Annotated in this window: 14 protein-coding genes; 5 read left to right on the top strand and 9 right to left on the bottom strand. The window is 68.6% G+C overall.

All coding sequences use genetic code 11. The annotated features are described in order from the left end of the window. Positions 1 to 182: 182 nt before the first annotated feature. From ASG71_RS13375 to ASG71_RS13355, 5 genes are all read right to left on the bottom strand, one after another. The gene (locus ASG71_RS13375; RefSeq protein WP_056740120.1) at positions 183 to 1,208 is read right to left on the bottom strand and encodes an NADP-dependent oxidoreductase; all 1,026 of its coding nucleotides are present in this window, start codon (positions 1,206 to 1,208) and stop codon (positions 183 to 185) included. Beyond that, the gene (locus ASG71_RS13370) at positions 1,205 to 1,636 is read right to left on the bottom strand and encodes an organic hydroperoxide resistance protein (RefSeq protein WP_056740118.1); all 432 of its coding nucleotides are present in this window, start codon (positions 1,634 to 1,636) and stop codon (positions 1,205 to 1,207) included. The genes ASG71_RS13375 and ASG71_RS13370 overlap by 4 nt, the downstream gene beginning before the upstream one ends. A gap of 102 nt (positions 1,637 to 1,738) precedes the next feature. Beyond that, positions 1,739 to 2,203 carry a MarR family winged helix-turn-helix transcriptional regulator gene (locus ASG71_RS13365; RefSeq protein WP_056740117.1) on the bottom strand — a complete coding sequence of 155 codons (465 nt, stop codon included), beginning with the start codon at positions 2,201 to 2,203 and terminating at the stop codon, positions 1,739 to 1,741. Between the two features lie 180 nt (positions 2,204 to 2,383). After that, on the bottom strand, positions 2,384 to 3,583 hold the full coding sequence (locus ASG71_RS13360) for an amidohydrolase (RefSeq protein WP_056740115.1): 1,200 nt from the start codon (positions 3,581 to 3,583) through the stop codon (positions 2,384 to 2,386). A 118-nt stretch (positions 3,584 to 3,701) separates the two neighbouring features. After that, a complete protein-coding gene (locus ASG71_RS13355; protein ID WP_056740113.1) occupies positions 3,702 to 4,859 on the bottom strand; it encodes a mannose-1-phosphate guanylyltransferase in 1,158 nt (385 codons plus the stop codon). A gap of 258 nt (positions 4,860 to 5,117) precedes the next feature. On the opposite strand from ASG71_RS13355, the gene sdhC reads away from it, so the two are divergent. The 5 genes from sdhC (at position 5,118) to ASG71_RS13330 (ending at position 9,534) form a co-directional block, all read left to right on the top strand. Continuing rightward, positions 5,118 to 5,498: a succinate dehydrogenase, cytochrome b556 subunit gene (gene sdhC / locus ASG71_RS13350; RefSeq protein WP_082575171.1), complete on the top strand. Its 381-nt coding sequence runs from the start codon at positions 5,118 to 5,120 to the stop codon at positions 5,496 to 5,498. 3 nt (positions 5,499 to 5,501) lie between these two features. Then, positions 5,502 to 5,966, top strand: coding sequence for a succinate dehydrogenase hydrophobic membrane anchor subunit (locus ASG71_RS13345; RefSeq protein WP_056740109.1), 465 nt, complete (start codon positions 5,502 to 5,504; stop codon positions 5,964 to 5,966). 120 nt (positions 5,967 to 6,086) lie between these two features. Next, the gene (sdhA, locus tag ASG71_RS13340) at positions 6,087 to 7,886 is read left to right on the top strand and encodes a succinate dehydrogenase flavoprotein subunit (protein ID WP_056740107.1); all 1,800 of its coding nucleotides are present in this window, start codon (positions 6,087 to 6,089) and stop codon (positions 7,884 to 7,886) included. 1 nt (position 7,887) lies between these two features. Beyond that, positions 7,888 to 8,670 carry a succinate dehydrogenase iron-sulfur subunit gene (locus ASG71_RS13335; RefSeq protein WP_056740106.1) on the top strand — a complete coding sequence of 261 codons (783 nt, stop codon included), beginning with the start codon at positions 7,888 to 7,890 and terminating at the stop codon, positions 8,668 to 8,670. Positions 8,671 to 8,763: 93 nt separating this feature from the next. Further along, positions 8,764 to 9,534: an alpha/beta hydrolase family protein gene (locus ASG71_RS13330; protein ID WP_056740104.1), complete on the top strand. Its 771-nt coding sequence runs from the start codon at positions 8,764 to 8,766 to the stop codon at positions 9,532 to 9,534. On the opposite strand, the gene ASG71_RS13325 is transcribed toward ASG71_RS13330, so the two are convergent. Genes ASG71_RS13325 through ASG71_RS13310 form a run of 4 tightly spaced genes read right to left on the bottom strand, consistent with a single transcriptional unit; the run spans position 9,491 to position 13,234 of the window. Continuing rightward, positions 9,491 to 10,642, bottom strand: coding sequence for a YihY/virulence factor BrkB family protein (locus tag ASG71_RS13325; RefSeq protein ID WP_082575169.1), 1,152 nt, complete (start codon positions 10,640 to 10,642; stop codon positions 9,491 to 9,493). The genes ASG71_RS13330 and ASG71_RS13325 overlap by 44 nt on opposite strands. Next, positions 10,599 to 11,264, bottom strand: a complete 666-nt coding sequence (locus ASG71_RS13320; protein WP_056740101.1) for a 2'-5' RNA ligase family protein — start codon at positions 11,262 to 11,264, stop codon at positions 10,599 to 10,601. Before ASG71_RS13320 ends, ASG71_RS13325 begins: the two co-directional genes overlap by 44 nt. Before the next feature lie 4 nt (positions 11,265 to 11,268). Further along, positions 11,269 to 12,384 carry a tryptophan--tRNA ligase gene (trpS, locus tag ASG71_RS13315; RefSeq protein ID WP_056740100.1) on the bottom strand — a complete coding sequence of 372 codons (1,116 nt, stop codon included), beginning with the start codon at positions 12,382 to 12,384 and terminating at the stop codon, positions 11,269 to 11,271. A 16-nt stretch (positions 12,385 to 12,400) separates the two neighbouring features. Next, entirely contained in the window at positions 12,401 to 13,234 is an 834-nt protein-coding gene (locus ASG71_RS13310) for an exodeoxyribonuclease III (protein WP_056740746.1), read from the bottom strand. Between the last annotated feature and the right edge of the window lie 2 nt (positions 13,235 to 13,236).

Raw genomic sequence — 13,236 nt, 5'->3', positions numbered from 1 at the left:
CGGTAACACACTCCCCGGGCGTTTCCCAGATTGTTGAGAACTTGTTACCAAGCGGTACGCCCGCCCACCCTCCCCCGGCGCGAACGTACAGTTGAGGCCCCGAATCTGCGACGATTCGGGGCCTCAACTGTACGTTCGCGCTGCTTCCGCCGGGGGCGGGGCGGAACGCGGGGACGGCGGGGTTAGAGCCGGACGAGCATCTTGCCGGTGTTGGCGCCGTCGAGCAGATCCATGAATGCCTGCGGCGCGTTCTCCAGGCCATCCACCACCGTCTCGTCGTAGCGGACCGTGCCGTCGGCCAGCCAGCCGGCCATGGACTCGACGAACTCGGCCATGTGCTGCCAGTAGCCGCCGACCAGGAAGCCCTTGAGCGTCAGCTGCTTGCCGATGGCCTGCATGAGGTTCCGCGGCGCCGGCGTCGGCTCGGTGGAGTTGTACTGGGCGATCGCGCCGCACATGGCCACCCGGCCGCCGACGGTCAGCGCCGACAGGGCCGCTTCGAGGTGTTCGCCGCCGACGTTGTCGAAGTACACGTCGATGCCCCGCTCCCCCGCCGCGTTCTGCAGCAGCTCGCTGACCGGGCCGTCGTGGTAGTTGAACGCGGCATCGAAGCCCAGTTCCAGCAGGCGGGCGACCTTTTCCGGGGTGCCGGCGCTGCCGATCACGCGGGACGCGCCCATGGCCTTGGCGATCTGGCCAACCAGCGACCCCACAGCCCCGGCGGCGCCGGAGACGAAGACAACCTCGCCGGGCTTGAACTCGGCCACCTTAAGCAGGCCGGCCCAGGCGGTCAGGCCGGTCATGCCGAGAGCGCCAAGGAAGGCCGACGCCGGCGCCAGGTCGGTGCGGATGGGCGAGGTCGCGGCGGCGTCCAGGACCGCGTACTCGCGCCAGCCCAGGGAGTGCACGACGGCGTCGCCCACCTTGCGCTCGGCCGAGCGGCTCGCGATGACCTCACCGACGGCGCCGCCCTCCATGGCACGGTTCAGCTCGAAGGGGGCGGAGTAGGACTTGACGTCGTTCATCCGGCCGCGCATGTAGGGGTCGACCGAGATGAACTGGTTGCGGACCAGGACCTGGCCGTCCTGCAGCTCGGGCAGCGCGGACTCGGCGAGCTGGAAGTTCTCCGGGACGGGCCGTCCGTGCGGCCGGGAGGCGAGCCGGATTTCGCGGGTGGCGTCGGGAAGGGTGGTGGTTTCGGTGCTCATGCGGCGACCTCCAGGATCTTGATGTCTACGGTGATGTTGCCCCGGGTGGCGTTGGAGTAGGGGCAGACCTCGTGGGCCTTGGCCACGAGCGCCTCGGCGGTGGTCCGGTCCACGGCCGGCAGGGCGATTTCGAGTTCCGCGGCGATGCCGAAGCCCGCGCCGCCGTCCAGGGCGCCCAGGTGGATGCGGGCGGCGACGGCGGAATCGGTCAGGTCCGCCTTCTGCTGGCGGCCGACGAGCCGCAGCGCCGAGTGGAAGCACGCTGCGTAGCCGGCGGCGAAGAGCTGCTCCGGGTTCGTTCCGTTGCCGCTGCCGCCCAGTTCCACCGGGCTGGCCAGTGCGACGTTGAGTTTGCCGTCGGGCGTCTGCGCGGTGCCGTCGCGGCCTTCGCCGGAGGCCAGGGCCTCGGCCGTGTAGAGGGTCTTCATGGGGTTCCGATCTGTTGGGGAGTCAGGAAAGTTCTGTGGCGGCGCGGGCCGGCCGCGGACCTCACGGTCTGTGCTTACGGGCCGGTGCTCACCGGCCGGTGCTCACCGGCCGGACTGCAGGGCGGCGGTCAACCGGCTGAGGGTTTCGCGAAGCTGGTCAAGCTCGGCGGCGGAGAGTCCGGCCGCGTCGGCGAGCTGTTGCGGGATGCCGGTGGCTCGGGCGCTCAGCGCCGCCCCGGCGTCGGTGAGGAAGACCTCCACCCGCCGCTCGTCCGCGGCCGACCGCCGTCGTTCGACGAAGCCCAGCGACTCCAGCCGCTTGAGCAGCGGCGACAGCGTGCCGGAGTCCAGCCCGAGTTCGGCGCCCAGCTCCCGGACGCTGCGCGGCTGGTCCTCCCAGAGCACCAGCATCACGAGGTACTGCGGGTAGGTCAGGCCGAGCCCGTCGAGCATGGGCCGGTAGGCGGCCGTAGCGGCCCGTGACGCCGCGTACATGGCGAAACACACCTGCCGGTCCAGGCGGGGCGCATCGAGCCGGAGCGTTTGCAGGGGTTCGTTGGTAGCCATCTATAAACGGTAACCCGCAATTCAATTGTGCACAACTTAATTACTCGGGCTGGAACGCGCGAACGGACACTTGAGGCCCTTGGATGAGGGCGCCAAGTGTCCGTTCGGTCTCAAAAAGGGGCGCGAAGTGTCCGTTCGGCCTCAAAAAGGGGCGCGAAGTGTCCGTTCGCGCTGGGGGGGTTAGAGGTCGCGGAGGGTGCGGAGGGCCGCGGCGGTGAGCACCTTGATGCCGAGGCCGAGGGCCCGCTCGTCGAGGATGTAGTCGCCGCGGTGCAGGTCGTACTCCTCGCCGCCGGGGGTCTTCGTGCCCAGCCGCATCATGGCCCCGGGCAGGTCGGCCAGGAACCAGGCGAAGTCCTCCCCGCCCATCGACTGGGGTGTCAGCACCACGGAGTTCTCGCCGATTTCGGCGCGGGCCGCGGCTTCGATCAGCGCCGTCTCATGCTCGGAGTTCACCACCGGCGGCACGCCGCGGGTGTGTTCGAGGTGGACGTCGACGCCGTACGGCGCGGCGATCTGCTGCACCACCTCGTCGAGAATCTCGCCGGCACTGTGCCAGGCGTCCCGGTCCAGGCAGCGCATGGTGCCGGCCATGTAGCCGCTGGCGGGAATGGCGTTGGGGGCGGAACCGGCGGAGATGTGGCCCCAGACCACGGACACGCCGCTGCGTACGTCGACCCGGCGGGAAAGCACTGCCGGGACGTTGATGGCGATCTGGGCGAGCGCGAAGACGAGCTCCTCGGTCAGGTGCGGCCGGGACGTATGGCCGCCGCGGCCACTGAGCTCGATCTTGATGGTGTCCGAGGCGGACGTGATGGCCCCGATCCGGGTGCCGATCTTGCCGACCTCGATGCGCGGGTCGCAGTGCAGCGCGAGGATCCGCGGGACACCGTCCAGGACGCCCTGTTCGATGCAGGCGTGCGCGCCGCCGGGCATCGTCTCCTCGGCCGGCTGGAAGATGATCCGCACGGTGCCGCCCAGCGGGGTGGATTCGTGCATCCGCTGCAGGACCAGTGCGATGCCCAGCATGGTGGTGGTGTGCACGTCGTGGCCGCAGGCATGGGTGACGCCGTGGTTCTTCGAGGCGAACGGCAGCCCGGTCTCTTCGATGATCGGCAGGGCGTCGATGTCGCCGCGGAGCGCGGTGGCGATGGGCCCTTCGCCGATGTCGACGGTCAGCCCGGTGCCCTCGAGCCGGCGCGGTGCAAGGCCGGCGGCCTCGAGCCGCTGGGCCAGCTTGTCCGTGGTGCGGAATTCCTTGAAGGACAGCTCGGGGTGCGCGTGCAGGTCCCGGCGGAAGTCGATGAGTTCCGGCAGGAGGGGTTCCAGCCACGGCCCCACCAGCGTTGTTGGCTCTGCTTCAGTCGTGTAATTGCGCACACATTCACTGTAGCGAGAGTCCTTAAAATACCGGCATCGCGAACGCAGGGTTACGCCCGGGTAACCCGGGCGCGAGCACCGGCCGCCGAAAGGTCCGGCCAGGCCGGCGCACCCTTAGCTAGAGCACGTCGGTGTCGCCGCTGGCCTTGAGTGCGTCCACGGCGGCTTTGACCCGCTGCGAGTTCGCCTTGGTGGTGACCAGCAGGGCGTCCGGGGTGTCCACGATCACGACGTCCTCGATGCCGATCAGGGCGATGACCCGCTTGGTGTCGGTGACCACGACGCCGCTGGCGTTTTCGGTGAACACCCGGGCGCCCTCGCCGATCACGGTGACGTCGTCGACCTCTTTGGCGCTGTTGAGCCGGCCCACGGAGGCGAAGTCCCCGACGTCGTCCCAGCGGAAGGTGCCGGGCACGACGGCGACGTCCCCGGCAGCCGCGGCAGGCTCGGCGACCGCGTAGTCGATAGCGATCTTGGGCAGCGTGGGCCAGACCCGGGCGGTGACCTCGTCGCGCAGCGGGGTGTCCCAGGCCTTGGCGATCTCCTGCAGGCCGGCGAACAGCTCGGGCTGGTTGGCTTCGAGGTGCTTGAGCATCAGCGAGACCGGCGCGACGAACATGCCCGCGTTCCAGGCGTAGTCGCCGCTGTCGAGGTACTGCTGCGCGACTTCCTCGCTGGGCTTTTCGACGAATTCCACGACGGTGTGCGCGCTGGGGGCGCCCGGGACGCTGAGCGCCTCGCCGGCCCGGATGTAGCCGAAGCCGGTCGACGGGTGCGTGGGGCGGATGCCGATGGTGACGATCTTGCCGGCGGCCGCGGTGTGGATGGCCTCGCGGACGGCGTCCTGGAACAGCGAGTCGGGGCTGATGACCTGGTCCGCGGCGAAGGAGCCCATGATGGTCTCCGGATCGCGCTCGTGCAGGATGGCCGCGGCGAGGCCGATGGCCGCGCCGGAGTCCTTCGGTTCGCTCTCCAGCACCAGGTCCGCTTCGCTCACCTCGGGCAGCTGCCCGCAGACGGCTTCACGGTGCGCGGTGCCGGTCACGACCAGCACCCTGCTGCCGGCCAGCGGTTCGAGCCGGTCGTAGGTGGCACGCAGCAAGGTACTGCCGGACCCGGTGAGGTCGTGCAGGAACTTGGGCGCCGCCGCCCGGGAGAGCGGCCAGAGCCTGGTCCCCACGCCGCCGGCCGGGATGACCGCAATAAAGCGGTCCAGCGGGGAGCCCGCCGCGGTGCCGAGGGGGGAATCGAGGCTGGTCATATCGTCTGTAGTCATCAGGGCTTACTTTAGCCGGTCCGCGGCCTGGCGCCCCGGAGCGGGCGCGCGGCGCGGGTCCCGGCACCACGCGAATGTGGCGTTCGTCTCAAAACTGCCCAAAAACCCAGCAGGGCGCCGTCACCGACGCTCCGCTGAATTGAATAAGCTAAGAGCGAAGCCTAGATTTAGGCTTGAGCTTACGAGTGCTCTCGCAGCAGGCGTTCCCCCCGCGTGGATCCCATGCCAGCGCCGCTGTGTTGCAGGGAGGTTTATTCAGTGCCGACAAAACCAGCTGGCACCTTGTACCGCGGCCGTGAAGGCATGTGGTCCTGGGTTGGACACCGCGTTACCGGTGTAGTGATCTTTTTCTTCTTGTTGGTCCACGTGCTGGACACCTCACTGGTGCGTGTGTCGCCCGAGGCTTACACCGCCGTGATCGGTGCCTACAAGAACCCCCTCATGGCCCTGGGTGAAACGGGCCTCGTCGCAGCGATCGTGTTCCACGCCTTCAACGGCCTGCGGATCATCGCCGTCGACTTCTGGAAGAAGGGCGCGAAGTACCAGCGCCAGATGCTGTGGACGGTCTTGGCCCTCTGGGTCGTCGTCATGGTCGGCTTCTCCATCCGCCACCTGTCCCTCGCCCTCGGAGGTCACTAAGCCATGACTGCAACGATTCAGCCCCCGCGCAGCGGACGGATCTCCCCGCAGTACCGCCGCAGCGGTTCCTCCAAGGGCAACTTCGAAATGCTCGCCTGGCTGTTCATGCGGCTTTCCGGCGTCGTCCTGGTCGTCCTGATCTTCGGCCACCTGACCGTGAACCTGCTGGTCGGCGAAGGCATCCACGCCATCGACTTCGGTTTCGTCGCCGGCAAGTGGGCCGACCCGTTCTGGCAGGTCTGGGACCTGGCCATGCTGTGGCTGGCCATGCTGCACGGCACCAACGGCGTCCGCACGATCATCAACGACTACGCCGAGAAGGACGCCACGCGGATGTGGCTCAAGATCGTGCTGTACGCGGCCGCCGCGGCCATCATCATCCTCGGCACGCTGGTGATCTTCACCTTCAACCCGTGCCCCGTCGTCGACGGCGTCCAGCTCCCCGGCGGGTTCTGCCCCGCCCCGTAGCGGCACACGCCCCAGGGCGTTGATCCCTGCCTGCCCGCGCGGGCCCGGGTCCCGAGATTTCACCGCACCGGCCCCGCCGGCGGTGGTAAACAGTGAATTTTGAGAGAAAGAGCATCTGGTATGCAGGTCCATAAGTACGACGTCGTCATCGTCGGTGCCGGTGGCGCTGGCATGCGCGCCGCGATCGAATCCGGTCAGCGCGCGCGAACAGCGGTACTGACCAAGCTTTACCCCACGCGCTCCCACACCGGCGCGGCCCAGGGCGGCATGTGCGCAGCCCTGGCCAACGTCGAGGAAGACAACTGGGAATGGCACACCTTCGACACGATCAAGGGCGGCGACTACCTGGTGGACCAGGACGCCGCTGAGGTCATGGCGAAGGAAGCGATCGACGCCGTCCTGGACCTTGAGAAGATGGGCCTGCCGTTCAACCGCACGCCCGAGGGCCGGATCGACCAGCGCCGCTTCGGCGGCCACACCCGCGACCACGGCAAGGCCCCGGTCCGCCGGGCCTGCTACGCCGCGGACCGCACCGGCCACATGATCCTGCAGACGCTCTACCAAAACTGCGTCAAGCACAACGTGGAGTTCTACAACGAGTACTACGTCCTGGACCTGCTGACCGTCGAGGAAGACGCGGTCCGCGAGGACGGCACCCCGTACAAGCAGAAGCGCGTCGCCGGCGTCGTCTCCTACGACCTTGCCTCCGGTGAACTGCACGTCTTCCAGGCCAAGTCCGTGGTGTTCGCCTCCGGCGGCGCCGGCAAGGTCTTCAAGACCACCTCCAACGCCCACACCCTGACCGGTGACGGCATGGGCATCGCGTTCCGCCGCGGCATCCCGCTGGAGGACATGGAGTTCTTCCAGTTCCACCCGACCGGCCTGGCCGGCCTGGGCATCCTGCTCTCCGAGGCCGCCCGCGGCGAAGGCGCGATCCTGCGCAACTCCGAGGGTGAACGCTTCATGGAGCGCTACGCCCCCACCATCAAGGACCTCGCCCCGCGCGACATCGTGGCCCGCTCGATGGCCAACGAAGTCCGTGAAGGCCGCGGCTGCGGCCCGAATAAGGACTACGTCCTGCTGGACCTGACCCACCTGGAGCCGGCGCACATCGACGCCAAGCTCCCGGACATCACCGAGTTCGCCCGCACCTACCTGGGTGTGGAGCCGTACACGGAGCCGGTCCCGGTCTTCCCGACGGCGCACTACGCCATGGGCGGCATCCCCACCAACATCAGCGCCGAGGTCCTGCAGGACAACGACACCGTCGTCCCGGGCCTCTACGCCGCCGGTGAGGTCGCCTGCGTCTCGGTCCACGGTTCCAACCGCCTGGGCACCAACTCGCTGCTGGACATCAACGTCTTCGGCAAGCGCGCCGGCATCGCCGCGGCCGAATACGCCAAGACCGCCGACTTCGTGGAACTGCCCGCGGATCCGGAGGCCTACACGCTGAACCTGCTCGAGCACGTGCGCACGGCCAACGGCACCGAGAAGGTGGCCCAGATCCGCAAGGAACTGCAGGACACCATGGACGCCAACATGCAGGTGTTCCGCACCGCCGAGACCCTGAACCAAGTCCTCAAGGACATCGCCTCCTTCGAGGAGCGGTACCAGCGGATCAGCGTCCAGGACAAGGGCAAGCGCTTCAACCTGGACCTGCTCGAAGCCGTGGAACTGGGCTTCCTGCTCGAACTCGCCAAGGTCATGACCGTGGCGGCCCTGCACCGCGAGGAATCCCGCGGCGGACACTTCCGCGAGGACTTCCCCGAACGCGACGACGAAAAATTCATGAAGCACTCCATGGCGTACAAGGATGAGCACGCACCGGCGGATGGTTCCGCCGAGTCGATTGCCGGCATCCGGCTGGCTACCAAACCGGTGGTCTTCACGCGCTACGAGCCGATGGTGAGGAAGTACTAAGATGACCGCTGAACTCGCTGAGCCAGCCTCCAAGATCGAACTGCCCGCCGGCGTCGGCGGGGGCGGGGAAATCCCCTCCTTCGACGTGACGCTCCGCGTGCGCCGCTACAACCCGGAGGTCTCCGAGGACGCCACCTGGGACGACTTCAAGGTCACCATGTACGGCACCGACCGTGTCCTGGACGCCCTGCACAAGATCAAGTGGGAAATCGACGGCAGCGTCTCCTTCCGCCGGTCCTGCGCCCACGGTGTATGCGGCTCCGACGCCATGCGCATCAACGGCCGCAACCGCCTGGCCTGCAAGACCCTGCTGAAGGACCTGGACACCACCAAGCCCATCACGGTCGAGCCGATCAAGGGCCTGCCGGTCGAGAAGGACCTGATCGTGGACATGGAGCCGTTCTTCCAGTCCTTCCGCGAAGTCATGCCCTTCCTGATCAACCGCGGCCACGAGCCCACCAAGGAACGCCTGCAGTCCGCCGAGGACCGCGAGCGGTTCGACGACACCACCAAGTGCATCCTCTGCGCCGCGTGCACCTCGTCCTGCCCGGTGTTCTGGACCGACGGGCAGTACTTCGGCCCGGCCGCGATCGTCAACGCGCACCGCTTCATCTTCGATTCCCGTGATGACGCCGGCGACATGCGCCTGGAGATCCTCAACGACAAGGAAGGCGTGTGGCGCTGCCGCACCACCTTCAACTGCACCGAGGCGTGCCCCCGCGGCATCCAGGTCACGCAGGCCATCGCCGAGGTCAAGCAGGCCATCCTGGCCCGCAAGGTCTAACCGGCTTCGCCCCTCCGCTCCAACGACGACGGCGCCTCCCACCCTTGGTGGGGGCGCCGCCGTCGTATCTGCCACCAACCGAAAGAAGATCCCGTGTCCCGCTCCGAGAAAGTCTCCTTCGAAGGATCCACCGGTGAGCTGCTCTCCGGCGTCATCGACCTGCCCGAAGGCCCGGTGAAGGGCTGGGGCGTGTTCTCGCACGGCTTCACGCTGGGCAAGGACAGCCCGTCGGCGTCACGGATGTGCAAGGCGCTGGCGGACAACGGCGTGGGCATGCTCCGCTTCGACAACCTCGGCCTGGGCGAATCCGCGGGCCTGTGGTCCGAGGGGTCGTTCAGCCACAAGGTGGCGGACACGGTCAAGGCGGCGGAATACATGCGGGACTCCGGCCGCCCGGTGTCGCTGCTCGTGGGGCACTCCTTCGGCGGCGCCGCGGTGCTGGCGGCGGCCGCGAGCATCCCGGAGCTCGACGCCGTCGCCACCGTGGGCGCGCCGTTTTCGCCCAAGCATGTCGCGCACGTCTTCGACGCCGCGCTGGACCGCATCCTGAACGAGGGCAGCGCCGAGGTGGACCTGGGCGGCAAACGCGTGGAGATCCGCCGGCATTTCGTCGAGGACCTTGAACACGCGGACCTGACCGATTGCATCCGGCGGCTCCACAAGCCGCTGATGGTGCTCCACTCCCCCACCGACAACACGGTCGGCATCGAGAACGCCAGCACCATCTTCCAGACCGCCAGGCATCCGCGCAGCTTCGTCTCGCTGGAGGGCTCGGACCACCTGCTCACGGGCAAGGGCCAGGCCGCCCGGGCCGCGAAGATTATCTCGGCGTGGGCCGACCAATACCTCGACGCCGGACACTGACCGGGCGGCGGTCCGCCGCCTCCGGCTGATCCACCGGAGTCCGGCCCGGCTGCACCTGGCGGGAGCCCCAGCCGGCCGTGGTGGCGGCCGGCGCGACCTTGAGGTCCGCTTCCCGCACCGCGGACCAGGCCGCCGAGACCAGGTAGACCTGGCTGACCAGGTTGAACCAGATCAGCAGGCCGATGATGATGGCGAACGGCGCGAGGATGGGGTTCCGGCCGGCGCTGGCGAGCAGCTCGGCGCTGAAGATCTGCAGCACGCTGGTGCCCACGGCGGCCAGGATGGTGCCCTCCAGCAGGGCCCGGCGCCGCAGCTTCAGGCCGCCGGCCAGCCGGAACATCACCACCGCGGTGACCCAGCCGAGCACCAGGGGCACGGCGATCTTCACGGACGTGGTCAGCGGGCCGGCGACCAGCGGATCCAGCTTGAGTTGCTCGGCGACCCAGCCCGCGGCGGTGCCGAACACCAGGGAGGCGCCGGCGCTGATGACCAGGGCGGCGCCGAGCAGCAGCAGCGTCCCGGCGTCACGCAGCTTCAACAGCACCGGGTTGACCTTCAGCGGGCCGAGCCGCAGCACGCCGCGCAGCCCGTCGCGCAGCCCGGCGATCCAGCCCAGCGAGGTCACCACTGTGACGACGGCGGCGACGGCGGCGGTCCAGCCGAGGCCGTTGGGGTTCAACAGCTCCTGCGGGTCCACCAGGCCCTCGCGGCCGTCGACCTTCAGCAGGCCCGGGGCGCTCGTGGCGACGCTGCGGACCACCCGGTCCAGCAGGGCCGGCTGGCCGCGCAGCAGCAGGCCGGCGACGGAGAAACCGGTGGTGAGCAGGCCGGTGATGGAGAAGAACATGTTGAAGCCGATGCCGGCGCTCATCAGCGGGCCGTGCTGCAGGTTGTAGTGCTGGAAGGCGCGCATCGGCCGGACGACGTTCAGCCGGGCGACCAGCCACTGGACCAGGGCCGCCAGCGCGGCGGGGCCGCCGGCGGAGCGGCGGGCCTTGCCCCAGTCGACGCGCTTGCGGATGGCTTCGCGCCGCAGCAGGGCCAGTTCGGTGGGAAGCGGAGGGTCAGCGGGCTGCCGGGCCTCGCCGTTCGTCAGGTTCGGTGCCAAAGTCAAGCTCTTCCCGTAGCTGCCAGATGCCGTTGTCGTCGTGCTCGTAAAGTCCCATGCTAGCGACCGGGAAACTTGCCCTGTAATCCTTCAGCGCCGTTTCGGCTTCATCGAGGCTTTCCGGGGCCACGTCGTGGGCCACGGTGACGTGCGGGTGGTAGGCGAACGGCAGTTCACGTTCCAGCGGGCCGGCCTGCAGCCGGCGGTGCAGGCTGACACATTCACCGAAGCCGTCCTCGACGTTCAGGAACACCACCGGCGACACTGGCCGGAAGGACCCGGTGCCGGCGATCGTGACCGTGAAGGGCTCCTGGCTGCGGGCCACCCCGCGGACATGGTCGAGCGTCGCTTCCCAGTCCTGGGTCATGGTGGTGGTCACCAGGGTGATGTGAGCCGGGACGGTCGCGGCCATGGGGTCACCGAACGAGGCCCGCCAGCGCCGCAGTTCCGTGGCGATCTCCGCCGGGAACCGCAGGATGACCCCGATGCTGATGCCCTCCTCCGGGGTCTGCCCGGGTCCGGGTGCCGCACCCTGGCGGGGTGCGGCGCCCGGACCGGGGCGGGTACCGTTCCGGACGGCATGCCCGCGTCCGCTTGCGGTGACTCGGCTGGCGGAGGACATCGCGCTAGTGGACCCCCCGCGTTCCGGCGTAGGGCAGGAAGCCGACCTTCGAATAGACGTCCCGGAGCGTCACGGAGGCCATGTCGCGGGCCTTATCCGCCCCCAGGGCCAGCAGCCGGTCCAGCTCGGCCGGGTCGTCCAGCAGTTCGTTGGCGCGGTCCCGGATCGGCGACAGGTGCGCCGTCACGACCTCGGCCAGGTCAACTTTGAGGTGGCCGTACATCTTGCCCTCGTAGGCTGCGACCAGCTGCTGCACGGACTGTCCGGTGATAGCCGAGTAGATCGTCAGCAGGTTCGAAACGCCGGGCTTGTTCTCACGGTCGAAGCGGATCTCCGTCTCGGCGTCGGTCACGGCCGACTTGATCCGCTTGGCGATGACCTTCGGCTCGTCCAGCAGGTTGATCAGGCCGGCCGGGGACTCGGCGGACTTGGACATCTTCGCCGTCGGGTTCTGCAGGTCGTAGATCTTGGCCGATTCCTTCTGGATGAAGGGCTGCGGCACCGTGAAGGTCTCGCCGAACCGGGAGTTGAAGCGCTGGGCGAGGTCCCGGCTCAGCTCCACGTGCTGCCGCTGGTCCTCGCCGACCGGCACGCCGTGCGGCTGGTACAGCAGGATGTCCGCGGCCTGCAGGATCGGGTAGGTGAACAGCCCGACGCTGGCCTGCTCGGACCCCTGCTTGAGGGCCTTGTCCTTGAACTGCGTCATCCGGGACGCTTCGCCGAACCCGGTGATGCAGTTCAGCACCCAGGCCAGCTGGGCGTGCTCGGGGACCTGGGACTGGACGAACAGCGTGCACTTGTCGACGTCGACGCCGCCGGCGATGTACTGCGCGGCGGTGACGCGGGTGCGGTGGGCCAGCTCGGCCGGGTCCTGGGGCACGGTGATGGCATGCAGGTCCGGGATGAAGAACACGGCGTCGTACTCGTCCTGCATGCGGACCCAGTTCACGAGCGCGCCGAGGTAGTTGCCCAGGTGCAGCGAGTCGGCGGAGGGCTGCATGCCGGAGAGGATGCGGTTCCGGGTGCCGGCCGCGGCCGGCGCCTGGGCGGCCGGTGCGAGGGCAGTGCCGGTGGGCACGCCGGCGTCGGCCATGGTGGACGCGGTGGAAGGTGAGGTCATGGGAGAAGCCTTAAAACTAGAGCCGGTAGTCCACTACCAGCGGGGCATGGTCGGAGAAGCGGGTGTCCCAGGACGGCGCCCGGTCGACAACTGCCTGGACCGCGGTTGCGGCGAAGGCGGGCGTGGCCATGTGGTAGTCAATGCGCCAGCCGGTGTCGTTGTCGAACGCCTGTCCCCTCTGCGACCACCAAGTGTAGGGGCCGTTGACGGTACCCGCCAGGCCCCTGTGAACATCCTTCCAGCCGATCTCCGTCCCGAAGAAGCGGTCAAAGTAGGCGCGCTCCTCGGGCAGGAAGCCGGCACGTTTGACGTTGCCCTTCCAGTTCTTGATGTCCAGCTCGGTGTGGCCGACGTTGAGGTCGCCCACCACCAGGGCGTGGTCGCTGTGCTTCGCCAGTTCCGGCAGCCGGGTGGCCATCACGTCCAGGAAGCGGAACTTGTCGTCCTGCTTCGGGGTGCCGGCCTCGCCGGAGTGCACGTACGCGCTCGCCACGGTCAGCGTGGAGGCCTGGCCCGCGGCGTCGTAAATCCGGTAGTCGGCTTCGACCCAGCGGCCGGCCGTGGCGAAATAGTCGTCGCCGATGCCGTTGCGGGTGGCCAGCGGTTCGGCGCGGGAGGCGATGGCGACGCCGGCGCGGCCCTTGGCCTCGGCCTCGGCGTGGAGGATGTGCCAGCCCTCGCCGAGCAGCTGGCGGACGATCGCGTCCGGTGCGCGCACTTCCTGCAGGCAGAGGATGTCCACTTCGCGGGGCGCCAGCCATTCCGCCATGCCCTTTTTGTAGGCGGCGCGGAGGCCGTTGACGTTGACCGATGCGATGCGAAGGTGGTCCTTCTCCAATGCCAAGCTCACCC

Source organism: Arthrobacter sp. Soil763 (assembly GCF_001428365.1).
In the GTDB taxonomy this organism is placed as follows: Bacteria; Actinomycetota; Actinomycetes; order Actinomycetales; family Micrococcaceae; genus Arthrobacter.
Note: the sequence above shows the minus strand (reverse complement) of the source record. Positions and strands in the feature narration are given on the sequence as shown.